The sequence below is a fragment of the Streptomyces sp. AgN23 genome, from assembly GCF_001598115.1.
Classification (GTDB): domain Bacteria; phylum Actinomycetota; class Actinomycetes; order Streptomycetales; family Streptomycetaceae; genus Streptomyces; species Streptomyces antimycoticus.
In genome coordinates this window covers 5,286,395-5,302,976 of the sequence record NZ_CP007153.1, presented here as the reverse complement: position 1 = coordinate 5,302,976, position 16,582 = coordinate 5,286,395, and the positions used below count along the sequence as shown (strand labels likewise).

Genomic DNA, 16,582 nt, shown 5'->3' with positions numbered 1-16,582 from the left:
AGATCCTTAACGTTGCGAAGGTGTACGGGTGATGCTGCTCTCGACCTGTTGCGGCACGGCTCGGGAACGCGTGTCCCCGAAACTCGTCCGCAATCGGTCGAGAAGTTCGTTGAGGTGGTCGACGTCCTCGTCCGACCAGTCGCTCAGACAGTGGGCGAGCGCGTCCGTGTAGCGCTCGGACACCTCACCGAGCAGGGTTCGTCCGCTGGCGTTGATGCTCAGCAGTCGCGACCGCCGGTCGAGCGGGTCGGGCTTGCGGTCCACCCAGCCGCGGCCCGCGACATGTGCCACATGCCGGCTGGTCACCGACATATCGATGTCGAGCAGCTCGGCGAGCTTGCTCATGCGCATCTCGCCGTAGCGGTCGAGGAGCATCAGGACGATGGCGGCGCCCGATGGGCAGTCGGTCGGCAGGACGCGCCCGAGCCCGCGCTTGACGGTGCCGATGGCGCTGAGCTGCCGGGCCAGCTCCTCGTAGTGGCGCTGTGTGGCCACGGCACCCCCCAGAGGGATTGGTCAGTTGCTTAGGGCAACCATAGAAGAAGTTAGTTGCAACAGGCAAATGAAAGGGCGGTCTGGGCGGTAAATTGCCATTAAAGAGTCGTTCTGGAGTCGGTCAAGTGGGGTGGCTGAGGCGCCAGGTGCGGCGGAGACCCGGGGGTGTCCCGGAATCCGCTCGTTCGCTAGGGTCGGGGCCCATGGCGAACAACCCCCAGAGCCCCAACGGCAACCAGGACCCGTCCGGTTCCACTCAGATGTTCCGCGCCTTCGTCGACGAGGGCACGCGGCAGCCTCAGGCGTCCACCGGATCGAGCGGCGGTTCGCGCGTGGGCGTGATCGTCGGTGTGATCGCGGCGGTCGTGATCGTCGCCGCGGTGGCCTGGCTGGCGCTGGGCTGAGCCCCGAGGCCCTGACGCTTCCAGCGGGAGCATGAGCTTCCGCGCCCCTTACGGCTGCCGGACCGGCCTTACGGCTTCCAGGTGACCGAGACGTCCTTGGTCTCGATACGCATGCCCAGCGGCACCCGCCAGTCGTCCACGCACACCGTCCAGGTCTTCTCCTTCTTCTGACCCGCGCCGATCGGCGCGGGCAGCTCTTCCTCGGATTTCAGCGTCGCCCAGTCGATGCCGAGGAGGTCGATCACATGCGTCGAGAAGGTGACGGTGCCCGAGGCGACAGCGGATCCTCCGGTGTTGCGGAACTCGACCTTCACCTTCTCGCACCAGCGCTCATCGGTCGCCGTACGCTCCGGCTTGCCGACCTCGAGGACGGCCGGTCCGGTGGGCGTGGGGGAGCCGGAGGGGTTCGAGGGGTCCGAGCCGGGCCCGGAGGGCGAGGGCTTCCCCGGCTCGTCGCCCTTGGGGTCGTCGTCCCTATTTCCCGGGGCCCCGGAGCCGCCCTTGCCGCGGCCCGGGCCGTCCGTACGGCCGGGGGCCCGTGCTGATGCCGAGGGCGCCCGCGAGGCCGGCCCGTCCGCATTGCCGTCCCCGGTGGCCGCCGGGCCGGATGCGCCCTGATCGCGCTTCCCGCCCAGGCCGCCCTTACCGTCGCGATCGTTCCCTGTGCCGTCCTCGTCCAGGGGCACCAGGTCGACGCCGCCCTTGGGCGGTACGGCCTCCGCGCTCCGCTGGCCGTCGGGCCCGGCCGCCCCGGCGGCGACATAGCCGTCGCCGCCTGCGCCGCAGCCGCTGAGCAGGGCCCCCAGGCACAGCGCGGCCGCCGAGGAGGCGAGCGCCGTGCCTCGGCGGCCGGTTGTCCGGCTCGATGCGTATCGCATCGGGCCAGTGTGTCTGACGACTCGTCAGGTGTACAGGGATCCGACAGGGCGACGGGGCGGCCGGCTCAGTCCGAGATCAGACCCTCGCGCAGCTGGGCCAGGGTCCGGGTGAGCAGCCGGGAGACATGCATCTGGGAGATCCCGACCTCTTCGCCGATTTGCGACTGCGTCATATTGGCGAAGAAGCGCAGCATGATGATCTGGCGCTCGCGCGGCGGCAGTTTGGCCAGCAGGGGCTTGAGCGACTCGCGGTACTCCACGCCCTCCAGCGCGCTGTCCTCGTACCCCAGCCGGTCGGCGAGCGACCCCTCGCCGCCGTCGTCCTCGGGGGACGGGGAGTCCAGCGAGCTGGCCGTGTAGGCATTGCCCACGGCGAGCCCGTCGACCACGTCCTCCTCCGAGACGCCCAGCGCCGTGGCGAGCTCGGGGACGGTCGGGGAGCGGTCGAGCTTCTGTGACAGCTCGTCACTGGCCTTGGTGAGCGCCAGCCGCAGCTCCTGCAGCCGCCGCGGGACCCGCACCGACCAGCTGGTGTCGCGGAAGAACCGCTTGATCTCGCCGACGACGGTCGGCATGGCGAACGTCGGGAACTCCACGCCCCGTTCGCAGTCGAAGCGGTCGATCGCCTTGATCAGGCCGATGGTGCCGACTTGGACGATGTCCTCCATCGGCTCGTTACGGCTGCGGAACCGGGCCGCCGCGTAGCGGACGAGCGGGAGGTTCAGCTCGATGAGGGTGTCACGGACGTAGCCGGCCTCCGCACTGTCCTTGTCGAGTGTGGCGAGCCGCAGGAAGAGGGAGCGGGAGAGGGTGCGGGTGTCGATGGCGTCGCAGTCGTCAGGCATGAGCAGTGCATCGTTGTTGAGCACCTTCGAGCTGCCCAGTTCTACGGACATGCCACCCCCTAGAGGTCGCGGACGGATCCCAGCTGCGCGGTTCGCGTCCGACGCAGCCTCCCCCTGAATACCGGAGGTCGGGCCGCGCCAAACGCGGTTTCCGCAGAATGTCACATGTCGGCAACACGCTGTAGCGCCAAGTCGACATTACAGCCTTGAGGTACCGGGGCGCAGGTCCCTCGCAAGGATCAGGACTCGATCCGATTTGCGGACCTCAGCCTGGCGAAGCTGCGGGACAGCAGCCGGGACACATGCATCTGGGAGACGCCGAGCTCGGCGCTGATCTGAGATTGCGTCAGATTGCTGTAGTAACGCAGCAAAAGGATACGCTGCTCGCGCTCGGGCAGTTGCACGAGCAGATGGCGCACCAGATCGCGGTGCTCGACTCCGGCGAGCGCCGGATCCTCGTAGCCGAGCCGGTCGACCAGCCCGGGCAGTCCGTCGCCCTCCTGGGCGGCCTCCAGGGAAGTGGCGTGATAGGAGCGGCCCGCCTCGATGCAGGCGAGCACCTCCTCCTCGCTGAGTTTGAGCCGCTCGGCGATCTCGGCGGTCGTCGGGGAGCGGCCGTGCAGCACGGTCAGATCCTCGGTCGCGCCGTTGACCTGCACCCACAGTTCATGCAGCCGGCGCGGCACGTGGACGGTGCGGACGTTGTCGCGGAAGTAGCGCTTGATCTCGCCGACGACGGTCGGCATGGCGAACGTCGGGAACTGCACCCCGCGGTCCGGGTCGAACCGGTCGATCGCGTTGATCAGGCCGATGGTGCCGACCTGGATCACGTCCTCCATGGGTTCGTTGCGGCTGCGGAAGCGGGCCGCGGCGTAGCGGACCAGCGGCAGATTGGCCTCGATCAGCGCGGCGCGCACACGGGTGTGCTCGGGGGTTCCGGGGGTGAGGCCCGAGAGCTCGGCGAAGAGCACCTGGGTGAGCGCTCTGGCGTCAGCCCCGCGGCTTCTGCCGCTTTCGCTGCCGCCATCGCCCTGGGGCGGGGTTCTGGGCGCGGTACGGGCCGACACGGTCACGCCACCCCTTCACGATTACTCACCCGGCAAAAGCGGTCATAGCATCACAAGACATGTGCACTGTGTGCAAGCACCGCTTTACCACGTGTTGGTGGAGGAATCGCCCAATAAGGGGGTGGTGGGGGTGGTAGTTCGAGGGGTGAGAGCGCGGTGGAACGAGGCTATTTGGCCAGTTCCGTCATGAACTCGCCGACGCTCGTCGCGGCGTCCGATATGCCCTCGAAACCGACCTGGACGAGGTCGGCTGCCCTGGCCGGCGTCTTGATGATCGTGTACAGCACGAAGACGATCAGCATATAGAGCACGATTTTCTTCGCCTGGGCCATCTGTGCTGCCTCTCCCGCTGTGCCCTTGTGCAGTCGCGAGAGTCTATCCACACCTCTGGCGCATCAGTCGTATCAGTCGGATGAACGGACTGGTGTTGTGGAAACGGTCCTTCGCCGGTGTGGGCGCCGCGCTACAAATAGGTGGATTCTGGAGAAAGAGGGGGGTGACCGAGTGGCGCCAGAAGCAGCGGCGTCGGCGGAGGGAGCGGAGATGCGTGTCGGTGTGCTGACCGGCGGCGGTGACTGCCCCGGGCTCAACGCCGCGATCCGCGGCATCGTCCGAAAGGGCGTGGAGGTCCACGGCTTCGAGTTCGTCGGAGTGCGGGACGGCTGGCGCGGCGTGCTCGAAGGAGCCATCGTGCCGCTGGACGTCCGGGCCGTGCGCGGCATCCTGCCGCGCGGCGGCACCATCCTCGGCTCCTCCCGGACCAATCCCCTGGCCGGCGAGGACGGGGTCGGCCGGGTGCGGGAGACCCTCGCCGAGTTCGAGGTGGACGCGCTCATCGCGATCGGCGGCGAGGACACGCTCGGCGTCGCCGCGGCCCTGGGCGGCGAGGGCATCCAGGTGGTCGGAGTGCCCAAGACGATCGACAACGACGTGGCCGGCACCGACTACACCTTCGGCTTCGACACCGCCGTCAATATCGCCACCGAGGCGATCGACCGGCTGCACACCACCGCCGAATCCCACACCCGCGCCCTGGTGGTCGAGGTGATGGGGCGGCACGCCGGGTGGATCGCGCTGCACTCGGGCATCGCGGGCGGGGCCAACGTCATCCTCATCCCCGAGCAGCCCTTCGACATCGGCCAGGTCTGCGCCTGGGTGGAGAACCGCTTCAAGATCAGATACGCACCGATCGTGGTGGTGGCGGAGGGGGCCGTGCCGAAGAAGGGGCAGATGGTGGTCAAGGACTCCAGCCGGGACGAGTTCGGCCATGTCCGGCTGTCCGGTATCGGCGAGTGGCTGGCCCATGAGATCGCCGACCGCACCGGCAAGGAGGCCCGCACCACGGTCCTGGGCCATATTCAGCGCGGTGGGACGCCCAGCGCCTTCGACCGCTGGCTGGCCACCCGCCTCGGGCTGCGCGCGATCGACACCGTCAAGGACCAGGACTTCGGCACGATGGTGGCGCTGCGCGGCACGGACATCGTGCGCATACCGCTGGCGGAGGCCACGGCGGGCACCAAGACCGTCGATCCCGCGCTCTACTCCGAACTCGGGGTGTTCTTCGGCTGAGCGTTCAGAGTGCGGGGTGCGGCACGACCGCCACCGGGCAGTGGGCGTGGTGCAGTACGGGAAGGGCGACCGGCCCCAGCCGCAGCTCGGTCGGCCGGGTGGCCGCACGGCGCCCGATCACCAGCAGCCCGGCCCGCTCCGAGGCCCTCACCAGCGCCTCCGCGGGATTGAGCAGAAGGACATCCGGCACCACCGTGACCTCCGGATATCTCTCCCGCCACGGCCGCAGGGCGTCGGATACCACCTGGCTCTCCTGGTCCTCCCACATCGCGCGGTCCTCCTCCAGCACCGTGAGCATCCAGGCCGACGGGGAGGCCGGGGGCAGCGCCCACGCATGCACGACCCGCAGCGGCACGCCCCGCTCCTGCGCGCCGCGGAACGCGAAGTCGGCCGGCGCCTCCGCCGGAGCGTGGGCGTCGAAGCCGAGCTGCACCTCGTCCGTATGCGCACCGTCCCATCGGCCGCCCGTACGCCGCGCCTCCGGGACCGTGACGACGGGGCACTGAGCCATCGCCGCCACCCGCAGCGCCACGGAGCCCAGTGCCAGCCCGTCGAAGCCTCCCCAGCCCCGGGCCCCGACCACCAGCAGCCCGGCGCCCGCGGCGGCCGTCAGCAGTGCCTCGGCCGGTTCGGCGGCGGTGTGCTCCCCGACGATCTCGAGGTCCGGCTCGCGCGCCCGGAAGTCGGCGACCGTCTGCCCGAGCATCTGCTCGCCCACGTGCTGCCAGGCGTCCGCCCCGGGCACCGGCGAGACCCGTCGCGGCAGCGGCGGACTGGCGTGCACGAGCCGCAGGACGCGCCCGCGCCGCGCCGCCTCCCGCGCGGCCCATTCGGCCGCCGTAAGGCTGCGCTGCGATCCGTCGACCCCCGCCACGACAGCGCCGCTCATCAGGGTCCTCCTTGGCCGCCGTCCGTTCTCCGGTCCGTTCCCCTGCCAACTGGAGCAGGTCCGTTTAGTCTAGATACGCGGCGAACATCCGACATGGTCGGAGGGGGTGCCGCACACAGACCGCGAGGGGCAGCGACCGCCTCCGGTCCGGGCCACCGGACCGGAGGCGGTTCTGCGGGCGGCGGCGGGCAAACCCTGGCCAAGTCCCCCGAAAGTGGGGTGAGATGTCAAGGTTTCGGGGGAAGCGGGGGCGGGCGGGGCGAGCGCAGGATGGGGGGCGAGGTAAGGGAAGGAGAGGGAAATGCGCTTGATCTCATGGCACCTCACCTCACGTCGCTCAGCACTCTTCGTCGGTTTCGTCGTCGTGGTGGCCGTCGTGGTGGTCCTTGGGATGGTCTCCTCCTCCGAAAAGGCCTCCGGGAAAGCTCCCAGACAGGCTTCCGGGGAAGCCCCCCGATTCGCCTCGACGGTCGAATACCGGCGCGAACCCGTCGGAAGGACCTCGGTCCCCGCGTTCACCTCCTCCGTCGGCCATGACCGCAAATACGTGGTCTCGCCGTCCAACGGAGGCCGGGCCTTCCGCGGCGACACCCCCGGTCTCTACGCCGGCGTCCGGAACCGGCAGCCCTGCGACCGGCAGGGACTGACCCATGACCTCGACGCCGACAAGAAGAGGGGGGCCGCCTGGAGCCGGGTCCAGCACATCAGCCAGGACGACATCCCCGGTTTCGTGCAGCGGCTCACGAGCGTCACGCTGCGCTCCGACACCTATGCGAAGACCTACGGCTACCGCGGCGGGGTGAAACCGGTGCCCGCCGTCCTCCAGGCCGGAACGGCGGTTTTCGTCGATGAGCACGGCGCGCCCGTCGTGAAGTGCGACTCCGGAAATCCCGTCAGGGTCTCGGCCCCGCCGCGCAACGCCAAGCCGACCTTCACCGGGCCCCAGTGGAACGGTTTCTCCCGGACCACGGTGACCGTCATCCGGCCGGCCACGAAGGACATCAAGCACCTCGTCCTGGTGGGGGCCGGCAAGACCGAGCTTCTGAAGCGCCCGCTCGGCGACGGTGACGGCAGCGGGGACCCGCGCGACACCGTGCTGGCTCGGGCCGACTACCCGTCCTCCCTGGCCATGCCGGGCGAGCAGCACGCCCCGCGGCTGCGGGAAGCGCCGAAGGTCAGCCTGAAGCCGTCCGACCGGTTCACCCCGCTGGAGACCGATCGCCCGTCCGGGACCCCCTCGCAGCAGTCGCAGCCCTCCGACCAGCCCACGGATCCGGGTCAGCAGCCGCAGGACCAGCCCTCCGATCCGGGTCAGCAGCCGCAGGACCAGCCCACGGATCCGGGTCAGCAGCCGCAGGACCAGCCCTCCGATCCGGGTCAGCAGCCGCAGGACCAGCCCACGGATCCGGGTCAGCAGCCGCAGGACCAGCCCTCCGATCCGGGTCAGCAGCCGCAGGACCAGCCCACGGATCCGGGTCAGCAGCCGCAGGACCAGCCCTCCGATCCGGGTCAGCAGCAGCCCCAGGACCAGCCCACGGATCCGGGCCAGCAGCAACCCCAGCCGCAGCCTCCGCCGAACCAGCCGCCCCCGAACCAGCCGCCGCCCAACCAGCCCCCGCCGAACCAGCCGCCCCCGAACCAACCTCCGCCGAACCAGCCCCCGCCGCAGCCGCCCCCGCCCCCGAACCAGCCCCCGCCGAACCAACCGCCCCCCAACCAACCCCCGCAGGACCAGCCACAGCAGCAGCCCGACCCCAACCAGCAGCAGCCCCCGGAGCAGCCGCCCCCGTCCTGACGGGATGGGACGACCACCGCACACACGTAGGGCCCGGCTCATAAGAGCCGGGCCCTACGTTCTCAGCGGCGGTAGCGGTGGGATTTGAACCCACGGAGGAGTTGCCCCCTCACGCGCTTTCGAGGCGCGCTCCTTCGGCCGCTCGGACACGCTACCGAGGGAGAGCCTAGCGGACGGGCGGCCGGGAACCGAAATCGGTTACGGGGCGGACCCGGGCGCAGGGGTCAGGACTTGCGGAAGAAGGTGGTCAGGGGGGCCGCGCACGCCTCCGCCAGGACACCCGCGATGACCTCGGGGCGGTGGTTGAGGCGGCGGTCGCGGACGACGTCCCAGAGGGAGCCGACCGCGCCGGCCTTCTCGTCCACGGCGCCGTAGACCAGCCGGTCCAGGCGGGACAGGACGATCGCGCCGGCGCACATCGTGCACGGCTCCAGGGTGACCACCAGGGTGCAGCCGGTCAGCCGCCAGCCGCCGAGGTGGTGGGCGGCGGCTCGGAGGGCGAGGACCTCGGCGTGGGCCGTGGGGTCGCCGTGGGCCTCGCGCTCGTTGCGGCCGCGGCCGAGTACCGAGCCGTCCGGGCCCAGCACGACGGCGCCGACCGGCACATCTCCCGTTTCGGGTGCCCGTAGCGCCTCCTCCAGCGCCAGGCGCATGGGGGCGCGCCAGGGATCGCGCAGGGGGTCGGGTTCGGGGCCGGGCAGGAGGCCGGTCAGCGGATCGGTCATGACGTCAGTGTGGATCGGTTCGTGCGGATCGGTTGCGTCCGCGGTTCGTGTGGATCATTTGGATCAGTGCGGTGACGGGGTGGGTGGCATGGCTGCGGCGGTCAGCGCACCGCCTCCAGCCCCTCCATGCTGCAGCCCAGCATCTCGGCGATCGATTCGAGGGCGTCCCCGTCGAGGGACTTCAGCTCCTTCTCGTCCATGCCGTAGTCGGCCAGGATGTCGGCGTCGCCGAGCGGGCCGAGCGGGACCGGGGCGTCGTCCGCGTCCTCGTCGTCCCGGTCCGGCTCCCCGTCCTCGGTGCCGTCCAGGTCGACCAGGCTGTCCAGATCGTCGTCGGGGTCCCGGCCGAGCAGCTCGTCGGTGAGCATCGAGCCGTACGAGGTGCGGGCGGCCGCTGCCGCGTCCGATACGTAGATGTGCGGGTCGTCCTCGCCGTCCACACGGACGACGCCGAACCACGCGTCTTCGTGCTCGATGAAGGCCAATACCGTGTCGTCGTCCTTGGAGGCCAGACGGGCCAGTTCGATCAGATCCGTCAGGGTTTCCACGTCATCGAGCTCTGTGTCGCTCGCTTCCCACCCTTCTGCGGTGCGCGCGAGCAATGCGGCGAAGTACACCGTGACTCTCCCACTGGTCATAGGCGTGCCGGGGGCGGGCGGGACAGTGTCCCGCCCCAATCGGAATCGTGGCAGAAACCGTCGCGTCGCGAGAGGTCTTCCACGCTGCGTCGTGCACCAGTCCAAAGAGATGTGGCTCACGCGGACGGAATCGAAACGCGCGGAAACCTCCTCCGGCGGTTCGGCGGAAGCCCACCAGAACTCACCAGGAAAACGTCCGCATGTGTATCGCCCGGCGCATCCGGGCCGCGCGGGCCTGGCGGGGACGCACCCGGTTCCGCACCGCTCTGGCCTCGTTCAGCGCGCGCAGGAAGCGGTCGCGACGGCGGCGGCGTTCCGCGGAGGTTTCCTTCGCGGTCGCGTCGGCCATGGTCAATCACTCCTCGGGGCCGAGGTGTCGCCCGGGGGCACTCCGGGCGCTGCTGCCCACTTTCCCCCGAAACGGCGGTTTGATTCCAGTGCGGCGGCAGACGGTTGAGCGCGGGGGAGGCGCACGGAGGGGGCGGACGGGGTCACCGGCGGCAGTCGGGCTCGGGAGGCTCGGTTAGTGTCGTTGCCATGCGGATCCACGTCGTCGACCACCCGCTGGTGGCGCACAAACTCACCACGCTGCGCGACAAGCGCACCGACTCCCCCACCTTCCGGCGGCTCGCCGACGAGCTGGTGACCCTGCTCGCGTACGAGGCCACGCGCGATGTGCGCACCGAGCAGGTCGACATCCAGACCCCGGTGACGGCCACGACCGGAGTACGGCTGTCCCATCCGCGCCCCATGGTCGTGCCGATCCTGCGGGCCGGTCTCGGGATGCTGGACGGCATGGTGCGGCTGCTGCCCACCGCGGAGGTCGGCTTCCTGGGCATGATCCGTGACGAGGAGACGCTGCAGGCGTCCACCTACGCCACCCGCATGCCCGAGGACCTCTCCGGCCGTCAGGTGTACGTCCTGGACCCGATGCTCGCCACCGGCGGGACGCTGGTCGCGGCGATCAGGGAGCTGATATCGCGGGGCGCCGACGATGTGACCGCGCTCTGTCTGCTGGCGGCGCCGCAGGGTGTCGAGCTGATGGAGCGCGAACTGGCGGGCGCGCCGGTGACGGTGGTCACCTCGTCCATCGACGAGCGGCTCAACGAGCAGGGGTACATCGTGCCCGGGCTCGGCGACGCGGGTGACCGGATGTACGGGAGCGCGGGCTGAGAACCGCTTAAGGGTGCTCTGACGCGATCGGTCAGCGGCAGGGCTTTCCGGAGGGCGCGGGCGAGGGCTTGGCCAGGGCGGCCAGCGCCTTGTCGGCGTCCTTCTGCTTGACCAGGTCCTTGAAACCGTTGCCGATGACCAGGTCGATGTCCTTGCCGTTGCGCGCGTCGTTCTTGGTCTGGGCGCCGCTGAGCTGCGTGCCGAGCACATTGAAGGCCCCGTCGCCGGCGCCGGGGGCGCCGAGCAGCATCCCGGTGGTCTTGACCTTCTTGTCGTACTGGGCCGGGGCGTTGCCCACCTTCCCGATCTTGAAGCCGCGCTTCTCCAGCTCCTTCGCGGTGTCCTTGGCGAGGCCGGAGCGCGTGGTCGCGTTGTAGACGTTGACCGTGATCTGGGAGGGCTTCGGCAGCTTCCCGCCCGTATGGCCCTGCCGGCCGCCCTGACCGCTCTGGCCGCCGTCGGACCGGCCGGACTTCGCCTTCTCGTCGGGGCGCTTGTCGCCGCGCTCGCAGTCCCCGGTGCCGTGCGCCGCGCGGACCGTCTGGTCGTCGCTGTCGCCGGAGAAGACGTCGATGAGCTGAAGCGTTCCCCAGCCGACCAGGCCGAGTGCCAGGACCGAGCCGAATGCGGCGAACATCAGCCGCCGACGGCTCCGGGGTCGACTCATCCGCGGGTACCGATCGCCCGTAATGCGGTACTTTCCGCCCATGCCGGGAGGGGTCAGCATGCTCATAAGCGCAGCGTAGTGCGGCCAGGTGGCGATGCCTACTAAATGATCAATGGTTGGTGCTCAGACCAACCCGAAAGGGTCAACAGAGATCGGAAGTCGATCAGCGGTGATCGGTCACCGGGGGCGCGGACGCGGTCAGCCCTCGAGGTCCAGGACCCGCGCGTGGAGCACCTGGCGCTGCTGGAGCGCGGCGCGCACCGCCCGGTGCAGCCCGTCCTCCAGATAGAGGTCGCCCTGCCATTTCACGACATGGGCGAAGAGGTCCCCGTAGAACGTCGAGTCCTCCGCGAGCAGCGTCTCCAAGTCGAGCTGCTGCTTCGTCGTGACCAACTGGTCAAGACGTACCGGACGTGGGGCGACATCCGCCCACTGGCGGGTGCTTTCCCGTCCGTGGTCGGGATAGGGCCGACCGTTTCCGATGCGCTTGAAGATCACACGGAAAGCCTACCGGCCAAGCCCCTCCCGGCGCAGCCAAGGCGCCCGAGTGCCGGGCCGGGGCCGACTTCGCCTGGATCGGAAAAACGGAAAAAATGCTCGAAAGGGGCTAGGCGCTCAAAGGTGGTCGGAGTAACGTGAATAACAGCCTGCGGGGCGAGCGAGGGAGCTCGACCGGAGAGGCGCTCAGGACAGAGGACGTCAGTCCCCCGGAGCGTTTCCTAGATGGCCGGGCTGAGAGGCTCGAAGGTCGGGGAGACCGGAAAGCGACCTCCACTACCTGATACGGACAATGCCGCCGAAGGGAGCCCACCTCGCAGGTTTTGTCCTGCCCGCGCACCATGGCCTCATGGCTGTTCCCGAGCGTTCGCCGGAGCCGCACCGTGAGCGCGGTGCGCAGGAGCCGCGCCGCTGTCTGGTCACCGGCGCCACTGGCTATATCGGCGGCAGGCTGGTGCCCGAGCTGCTGGCCGCGGGCTATCAGGTGCGATGTGTGGCCCGCTCGCCCGAGAAGCTGCGCGATCACCCCTGGACGGGGCGAGTGGAGACCGTACGCGGCGATGTGACCGACGAGGAGTCCATCGGCGCCGCCCTTGAGGGCGTGGACGTCGCGTACTACCTGGTGCACGCGCTGGGCACCGGAGCCGGCTTCGAGGAGACCGACCGCCGCGCCGCCCGGATCTTCGGCGAGCGGGCCCGGGCCGCGGGGGTCCACCGGATCGTCTATCTCGGCGGACTGACCCCGGGCGGGGTCCCCGAGCGCGAGCTCTCGCCCCATCTGCGCTCCCGGGCCGAGGTGGGCCGGGTGCTGCTGGACTCCGGGGTGCCGACGGCCGTCCTGCGGGCAGGGGTGATCGTCGGCTCGGGCTCGGCCTCGTTCGAGATGCTCCGCTACCTCACCGAGCGGCTGCCGGTGATGGTGACGCCCCGCTGGGTGCACACCCGCACTCAGCCGATCGCCGTCCGCGATGTGCTGCGACTGCTGGTGGGCTGCGCCACGCTGCCGGACGACGTGCACCGGACCTTCGACATCGGCGGCCCCGACGTCCTCACCTACCTGGACATGATGCGGCGGTACGCGGAGGTGACCGGGCTGCGGCGGCGTCTGGTCGTCCCGGTGCCGGTGCTCACCCCCAGGCTGTCCGGTCTCTGGGTCGGCCTGGTCACGCCCGTACCCGGCGCCATCGCCCGCCCGCTGGTGGAGTCGCTGCGCCATGAAGTGGTGTGCGCCGAACGGGACATCGTCCGCTATGTGCCGGACCCGTCGGGCGGGCCGCTCGGCGTGGACCGGGCGCTGGAGCTGGCCCTGCGCCGGGTCCGCGACGCGAAGGTGGCCACCCGCTGGTCCTCCGCCGCCACCCCCGGAGCGGCCGGCGATCCGCTGCCCACCGACCCCGACTGGGCGGGCGGCAGCCTCTACCAGGACCGCCGCGCACGCGCGGTGGACGCCTCGCCGGAGGACGTCTGGCGGGTGGTGGAGGGGATCGGCGGGGAGAACGGGTGGTACTCGATGCCGCTCGCCTGGGCGCTGCGCGGCTGGATCGACACCCTGGTGGGCGGCGTGGGGCTGCGCCGGGGCCGCCGGGACGCGGCGCGGCTCAGGATGGGGGACAGCCTCGACTTCTGGCGGGTGGAGGAGGTCCTGCCGCCCCGGCTGCTGCGGCTGCGGGCCGAGATGCGGCTGCCGGGCCTGGCCTGGCTGGAGATGACGGTCGACCGGGACGCGCGGGGCGGGACGGTGTACCGGCAGCGGGCGCTGTTCCATCCGCGCGGCCTCGCCGGACATCTCTACTGGTGGTCGGTCGCTCCCTTCCACGCCCTCGTCTTCGGCGGTATGGCCCGGAACATCGCCGCCCGGGCCGAGAAGGACGTGGCCGGGAGGGGTACGGGCGGGACGGACGCGGCCGGGACGAGCACGTCGGCGTCCCGCTCGCGGTGAGCCCCGTTGCCGGCCCGGGGGGCGCCGGGCCGCTGAGGCCCGCCGTCACCGGGACCCGTTCGGGGACCCGTCCGGGGATGCGTCCGGGGAGGCGTTCGAGGACCCGTTCGGGGATGCGTTCGGCCGCAGTCCCTCCAGGGCGATCGGCAGATGCCGTGGCCCGCGCAGCACCGCGTTGCGCCGGTAGGTCGGCGGGTCCTCCAGCAGCCGGGGCTGGTCCAGCCGCCGGGCCAGCTCGGTCAGCGCGATCTGCGCCTCCAGCCGGGCCAGCGGGGCGCCGAAACAGCTGTGGATGCCGCTGCCGAAGCCGAGGTGCTGGTTGTCCCTGCGCTGCGGATCGAACCGGTCGGGGTCGAGGAAGCGCTGCGGATCACGGTTGCCCGAGGCCAGCAGCAGCCAGACGGGCGCCCCCTTGGGGATGGTCACGCCCGCGATGTCGATCTCCGAGAGCGGGGTGCGCTGGGGAAGCATCTGCACCGGCGGATCGAACCGCAGCAGCTCCTCCACCAGCGGGACGACCAGATGGGGATCCTTGCGCAGCCGGGCGAGCACATCGGGGTTGCGCAGCAGGGTCAGCATGCCGTTGGTGATCAGGTTGACGGTGGTCTCATGCCCTGCCACCAGCAGCAGCGCCGCGGTGCTCAGCAGCTCCACACGGCTCATCCGCCCCTCCGGGCCCTGCCCGTTGACCAGGGCGGAGAGCATGTCGTCGCGGGGTGCGCGCCGGCGCTCCGCCATCAGCTCGGACAGGTACATCGCCAGTTCCGTACGGGCCTGCCGGGTAATCCGCCGCCGCTCGGCGGCGTCCGCGTCCGGGTCGGGGTCCAAACTGAGGGCGAGGGTCTCGGCCCAGGCGTGGAAGCGCGGCTCGTCCTCCCGCGGCACCCCGAGCAGCCGGCAGATCACGGTCACCGGGAAGGGGTAGGAGAAGTGGTCGACGAGATCGATCCGGTCCCGGCCCTCGAAGCCGTCGATCAGCTCGCCGACGATACGGGTGAGTTCACCGCGCATGGCGTGGAGCCGGCGCGGGGTGTGCGGCGGGCCGAAGGGCGCCATCGCCAGTCGGCGCAGCCGGTCGTGTTCGGGCGGGTCCAGCCGCAGGAAGCTGGGCGGCAGCCCCGGGTCGTCCTCCTCGACCAGCTCCGGGGCGGCCTCGGGGTCCAGGTCGCGCGCCTCGGAGCTGAGCCGGGGGTCGTGCAGCAGACCGTGGATCTCCCAGTAGGTGGAGACGATGTACGGGCCCTCCTCGTCGTGCACCACGGGCGTTTTGCGTAGCTCTGCGTAGATCGGATACGGGTCGGCACGATGGGCGTAGTCGGTGATCTGCCGCGCGAGTGAGCCTTGCGTCTGCGTCATGGCTGAGTGAGTTCCTTCGTCGGGGTCGTCCCCCTGCTCAGCATCGGTGAGGCGGCCCGGGGCCGCGCGTACAGCCCGGCCAAAGGGGCGAACGTACGACCGGGGCCGCGCGTACAGCCCGGCCCAAGCGGCGAACGTACGACCGGGGCCCGGGGAAGGGGCGGCGAACGGCCCGGCCGCGGTCCGGGGAAGAGGAGGGCGGCGGTCCGTCGCTCGCTACCATGTAGCGCCACGCGCCGGGCGCGTGCGGTGTGGAAGGAGACGGTGTGACGGACCACGACCGGACCGGCGGTCCCGGCTGGCCCCGCCGCCCCCGTCGGCGTGGCCAGGGCGAACTGGAGGCGCAGGTGCTCGCGGCGCTGCGCCGGGCGCCGGGGCCGGTGACCGCCGCATGGGTACAGGAGCGGATCGAGGGCGAGCTCGCCTACACCACGGTCATGACCATCCTGTCCCGGCTGCACGCCAAGCAGGCCGTGACCCGTGAACGCGCGGGCCGCTCCTTCGTCTGGCGGGCGGCCTCGGACGAGGCGGGGCTCGCGGCACTGCGGATGCGCCGGGTGCTGGACGGCCAGGACGACCGCGGGGCGGTTCTGGCCAGCTTTGTGACCGGGCTGACCCAGGACGACGAGCGGCTGCTGCGCGACCTGCTGAGCGACGTGGCGGAGGAGCCGGAGGACTGACCGATGGGTGTCTTCGTCTTCCTCCCGCTGGTTCTGCCCTTGACGGCGCTGCCGATCGCCCGGCTCGCCGAACAGCATCTCCACCCGCGCACCGCCACCCGGCTGCTGACGCTCGTCGGCACCGTCCTTACGGTGTGCTCCACGCTGTGCCTGGGGCTGCTGATGGTCGTCGGCACGGCACAACTGCCGGGCAATCCGCTGCCGGACAGCTGGTCGGACCCCGAAGTACGGGCGGCTGTGCCCTGGGACGCTGTGGCCGGAAAGGCGGCGATCGGCGCGCTGGTGGCGGTGGCCGTGTCCTGTACGGCCACCTGTGTGCGCCATGGACGGGTGCGGCGGGACGCCCGGCTCGCGCTCGCCGGGCTGCCGGAGTCACCGGTCGCGGTGCTGCCCGACGACAGGGCGTACGCGTACGCCCTGCCCGGGACCTCCGGGCGGACGGGGCGGCCGGGCCGGATCGTCGTCTCCACCGGGATGCTGGACAGCCTCAGCCCCCGCGAGCGGCGGGCCCTGATCGCGCATGAGCGCGCCCATCTGACCGCCCGCCACCACCGCTATCTGCTGGCCGCACAGCTCGCGGCGCGGGCCAATCCGCTGCTGCGGCCGCTGCGGGCCGCGGTGGACTACTGCGCCGAGCGCTGGGCGGACGAGGAGGCGGCCCGGGAGGTAGGCGACCGCCGGGTCATGGCGCGGGCGGTCGGCAAGGCCGCCCTGGTCTCCCAGGGCGCGCCGGGACCGGCGCTCGCCGGGTTCGCCGCGCCGGGGCCGGTGCCGCGGCGGGTCGCGGCGCTGCTGGGGCCGGTGCCGCCGTCCCGGCACTGGCCGCCGACGTGGACGGCGGCGGGGCTGGCCCTGTGGATCGCGGCGGTGGGCACGGCCGCGTCCGCCCTCTCGTCGGCGAACGCGGCGGTCGCCCTGGTTCTCGTCCTGCACGCCGCGACGCCGCTGTAGGACGTACGGCTTG

Annotated in this window: 19 protein-coding genes and 1 tRNA gene; 7 read left to right on the top strand and 13 right to left on the bottom strand. The window is 71.1% G+C overall.

The window, feature by feature from the left end; translation table 11 throughout:
- Window positions 1–6: 6 nt before the first annotated feature.
- Window positions 7–495, bottom strand: coding sequence for a MarR family winged helix-turn-helix transcriptional regulator (locus tag AS97_RS22715; RefSeq protein ID WP_210565534.1), 489 nt, complete (start codon window positions 493–495; stop codon window positions 7–9).
- Window positions 496–698: 203 nt separating this feature from the next.
- Between AS97_RS22715 and AS97_RS22710 the strand changes: the two genes are divergently transcribed.
- A complete protein-coding gene (locus AS97_RS22710) occupies window positions 699–899 on the top strand; it encodes a hypothetical protein (protein ID WP_059147250.1) in 201 nt (66 codons plus the stop codon).
- A gap of 68 nt (window positions 900–967) precedes the next feature.
- Here AS97_RS22710 and AS97_RS22705 read toward each other — a convergent pair whose 3' ends face one another.
- The 4 genes from AS97_RS22705 to AS97_RS22690 all read right to left on the bottom strand — a co-directional run bounded on the left by AS97_RS22705 (window position 968) and on the right by AS97_RS22690 (window position 4,021).
- Window positions 968–1,777 carry a hypothetical protein gene (locus AS97_RS22705; protein ID WP_059147251.1) on the bottom strand — a complete coding sequence of 270 codons (810 nt, stop codon included), beginning with the start codon at window positions 1,775–1,777 and terminating at the stop codon, window positions 968–970.
- Window positions 1,778–1,842: 65 nt separating this feature from the next.
- Window positions 1,843–2,673 (bottom strand): RNA polymerase sigma factor SigF, encoded by an 831-nt coding sequence (locus AS97_RS22700; RefSeq protein ID WP_059147252.1) that lies wholly within the window; start codon window positions 2,671–2,673, stop codon window positions 1,843–1,845.
- A gap of 188 nt (window positions 2,674–2,861) precedes the next feature.
- Window positions 2,862–3,695: an RNA polymerase sigma factor SigF gene (locus tag AS97_RS22695; protein WP_059147253.1), complete on the bottom strand. Its 834-nt coding sequence runs from the start codon at window positions 3,693–3,695 to the stop codon at window positions 2,862–2,864.
- A gap of 161 nt (window positions 3,696–3,856) precedes the next feature.
- Window positions 3,857–4,021 (bottom strand): hypothetical protein, encoded by a 165-nt coding sequence (locus tag AS97_RS22690; protein ID WP_185930028.1) that lies wholly within the window; start codon window positions 4,019–4,021, stop codon window positions 3,857–3,859.
- A gap of 211 nt (window positions 4,022–4,232) precedes the next feature.
- On the opposite strand from AS97_RS22690, the gene AS97_RS22685 reads away from it, so the two are divergent.
- Window positions 4,233–5,258, top strand: coding sequence for a 6-phosphofructokinase (locus tag AS97_RS22685; RefSeq protein ID WP_059147254.1), 1,026 nt, complete (start codon window positions 4,233–4,235; stop codon window positions 5,256–5,258).
- Between the two features lie 4 nt (window positions 5,259–5,262).
- Here AS97_RS22685 and AS97_RS22680 read toward each other — a convergent pair whose 3' ends face one another.
- The gene (locus tag AS97_RS22680; RefSeq protein WP_210565533.1) at window positions 5,263–6,147 is read right to left on the bottom strand and encodes a universal stress protein; all 885 of its coding nucleotides are present in this window, start codon (window positions 6,145–6,147) and stop codon (window positions 5,263–5,265) included.
- Window positions 6,148–6,448: 301 nt separating this feature from the next.
- Here AS97_RS22680 and AS97_RS22675 point away from each other — a divergent pair, with 301 nt between their 5' ends.
- Complete coding sequence (locus AS97_RS22675) at window positions 6,449–7,942, top strand: DUF6777 domain-containing protein (protein ID WP_210565532.1); 1,494 nt, start codon at window positions 6,449–6,451, stop codon at window positions 7,940–7,942.
- Window positions 7,943–8,011: 69 nt separating this feature from the next.
- Here the strand turns inward: AS97_RS22675 and AS97_RS22670 are convergent.
- The 4 genes from AS97_RS22670 to AS97_RS22655 all read right to left on the bottom strand — a co-directional run bounded on the left by AS97_RS22670 (window position 8,012) and on the right by AS97_RS22655 (window position 9,654).
- Window positions 8,012–8,098, bottom strand: a tRNA-Ser gene (locus AS97_RS22670).
- 68 nt (window positions 8,099–8,166) lie between these two features.
- On the bottom strand, window positions 8,167–8,667 hold the full coding sequence (gene tadA, locus AS97_RS22665) for a tRNA adenosine(34) deaminase TadA (RefSeq protein ID WP_210565531.1): 501 nt from the start codon (window positions 8,665–8,667) through the stop codon (window positions 8,167–8,169).
- Window positions 8,668–8,768: 101 nt separating this feature from the next.
- Window positions 8,769–9,305 carry a hypothetical protein gene (locus AS97_RS22660; protein WP_185930066.1) on the bottom strand — a complete coding sequence of 179 codons (537 nt, stop codon included), beginning with the start codon at window positions 9,303–9,305 and terminating at the stop codon, window positions 8,769–8,771.
- A gap of 181 nt (window positions 9,306–9,486) precedes the next feature.
- Window positions 9,487–9,654: a hypothetical protein gene (locus AS97_RS22655; protein ID WP_014061828.1), complete on the bottom strand. Its 168-nt coding sequence runs from the start codon at window positions 9,652–9,654 to the stop codon at window positions 9,487–9,489.
- Window positions 9,655–9,842: 188 nt separating this feature from the next.
- Here AS97_RS22655 and upp point away from each other — a divergent pair, with 188 nt between their 5' ends.
- Window positions 9,843–10,478, top strand: a complete 636-nt coding sequence (gene upp, locus AS97_RS22650) for a uracil phosphoribosyltransferase (RefSeq protein WP_059148219.1) — start codon at window positions 9,843–9,845, stop codon at window positions 10,476–10,478.
- A 31-nt stretch (window positions 10,479–10,509) separates the two neighbouring features.
- Here the strand turns inward: upp and AS97_RS22645 are convergent, their stop codons facing one another.
- Both AS97_RS22645 and AS97_RS22640 read right to left on the bottom strand, forming a co-directional pair.
- A complete protein-coding gene (locus AS97_RS22645; protein WP_185930067.1) occupies window positions 10,510–11,187 on the bottom strand; it encodes a LytR C-terminal domain-containing protein in 678 nt (225 codons plus the stop codon).
- A 156-nt stretch (window positions 11,188–11,343) separates the two neighbouring features.
- Window positions 11,344–11,643, bottom strand: a complete 300-nt coding sequence (locus tag AS97_RS22640; RefSeq protein ID WP_059148217.1) for a type II toxin-antitoxin system VapB family antitoxin — start codon at window positions 11,641–11,643, stop codon at window positions 11,344–11,346.
- A gap of 349 nt (window positions 11,644–11,992) precedes the next feature.
- Between AS97_RS22640 and AS97_RS22635 the strand changes: the two genes are divergently transcribed.
- Complete coding sequence (locus AS97_RS22635; RefSeq protein ID WP_210565530.1) at window positions 11,993–13,582, top strand: SDR family oxidoreductase; 1,590 nt, start codon at window positions 11,993–11,995, stop codon at window positions 13,580–13,582.
- A 45-nt stretch (window positions 13,583–13,627) separates the two neighbouring features.
- Here the strand turns inward: AS97_RS22635 and AS97_RS22630 are convergent, their stop codons facing one another.
- Window positions 13,628–14,938 (bottom strand): cytochrome P450, encoded by a 1,311-nt coding sequence (locus tag AS97_RS22630; RefSeq protein WP_086706394.1) that lies wholly within the window; start codon window positions 14,936–14,938, stop codon window positions 13,628–13,630.
- Window positions 14,939–15,204: 266 nt separating this feature from the next.
- On the opposite strand from AS97_RS22630, the gene AS97_RS22625 reads away from it, so the two are divergent.
- On the top strand, window positions 15,205–15,618 hold the full coding sequence (locus AS97_RS22625) for a BlaI/MecI/CopY family transcriptional regulator (RefSeq protein WP_059148214.1): 414 nt from the start codon (window positions 15,205–15,207) through the stop codon (window positions 15,616–15,618).
- A 3-nt stretch (window positions 15,619–15,621) separates the two neighbouring features.
- On the top strand, window positions 15,622–16,569 hold the full coding sequence (locus AS97_RS22620; RefSeq protein ID WP_059148213.1) for a M56 family metallopeptidase: 948 nt from the start codon (window positions 15,622–15,624) through the stop codon (window positions 16,567–16,569).
- The last annotated feature ends 13 nt before the right edge of the window (window positions 16,570–16,582 follow it).

Excerpts from the sequence above, each read along its gene's own strand:
- AS97_RS22710 (WP_059147250.1), top strand. The coding sequence starts at position 699 with ATGGCGAACAACCCCCAGAGCCCCAACGGCAACCAGGACCCGTCCGGT.
- AS97_RS22705 (WP_059147251.1), bottom strand. The coding sequence starts at position 1,777 with ATGCGATACGCATCGAGCCGGACAACCGGCCGCCGAGGCACGGCGCTC.
- AS97_RS22700 (WP_059147252.1), bottom strand. The coding sequence starts at position 2,673 with ATGTCCGTAGAACTGGGCAGCTCGAAGGTGCTCAACAACGATGCACTG.
- AS97_RS22690 (WP_185930028.1), bottom strand. The coding sequence starts at position 4,021 with ATGGCCCAGGCGAAGAAAATCGTGCTCTATATGCTGATCGTCTTCGTG.
- AS97_RS22685 (WP_059147254.1), top strand. The coding sequence starts at position 4,233 with ATGCGTGTCGGTGTGCTGACCGGCGGCGGTGACTGCCCCGGGCTCAAC.
- AS97_RS22680 (WP_210565533.1), bottom strand. The coding sequence starts at position 6,147 with ATGAGCGGCGCTGTCGTGGCGGGGGTCGACGGATCGCAGCGCAGCCTT.
- AS97_RS22675 (WP_210565532.1), top strand. The coding sequence starts at position 6,449 with ATGCGCTTGATCTCATGGCACCTCACCTCACGTCGCTCAGCACTCTTC.
- tadA (WP_210565531.1), bottom strand. The coding sequence starts at position 8,667 with ATGACCGATCCGCTGACCGGCCTCCTGCCCGGCCCCGAACCCGACCCC.
- AS97_RS22660 (WP_185930066.1), bottom strand. The coding sequence starts at position 9,305 with ATGACCAGTGGGAGAGTCACGGTGTACTTCGCCGCATTGCTCGCGCGC.
- AS97_RS22655 (WP_014061828.1), bottom strand. The coding sequence starts at position 9,654 with ATGGCCGACGCGACCGCGAAGGAAACCTCCGCGGAACGCCGCCGCCGT.
- upp (WP_059148219.1), top strand. The coding sequence starts at position 9,843 with ATGCGGATCCACGTCGTCGACCACCCGCTGGTGGCGCACAAACTCACC.
- AS97_RS22645 (WP_185930067.1), bottom strand. The coding sequence starts at position 11,187 with ATGGGCGGAAAGTACCGCATTACGGGCGATCGGTACCCGCGGATGAGT.
- AS97_RS22635 (WP_210565530.1), top strand. The coding sequence starts at position 11,993 with ATGGCTGTTCCCGAGCGTTCGCCGGAGCCGCACCGTGAGCGCGGTGCG.
- AS97_RS22630 (WP_086706394.1), bottom strand. The coding sequence starts at position 14,938 with ATGACGCAGACGCAAGGCTCACTCGCGCGGCAGATCACCGACTACGCC.
- AS97_RS22620 (WP_059148213.1), top strand. The coding sequence starts at position 15,622 with ATGGGTGTCTTCGTCTTCCTCCCGCTGGTTCTGCCCTTGACGGCGCTG.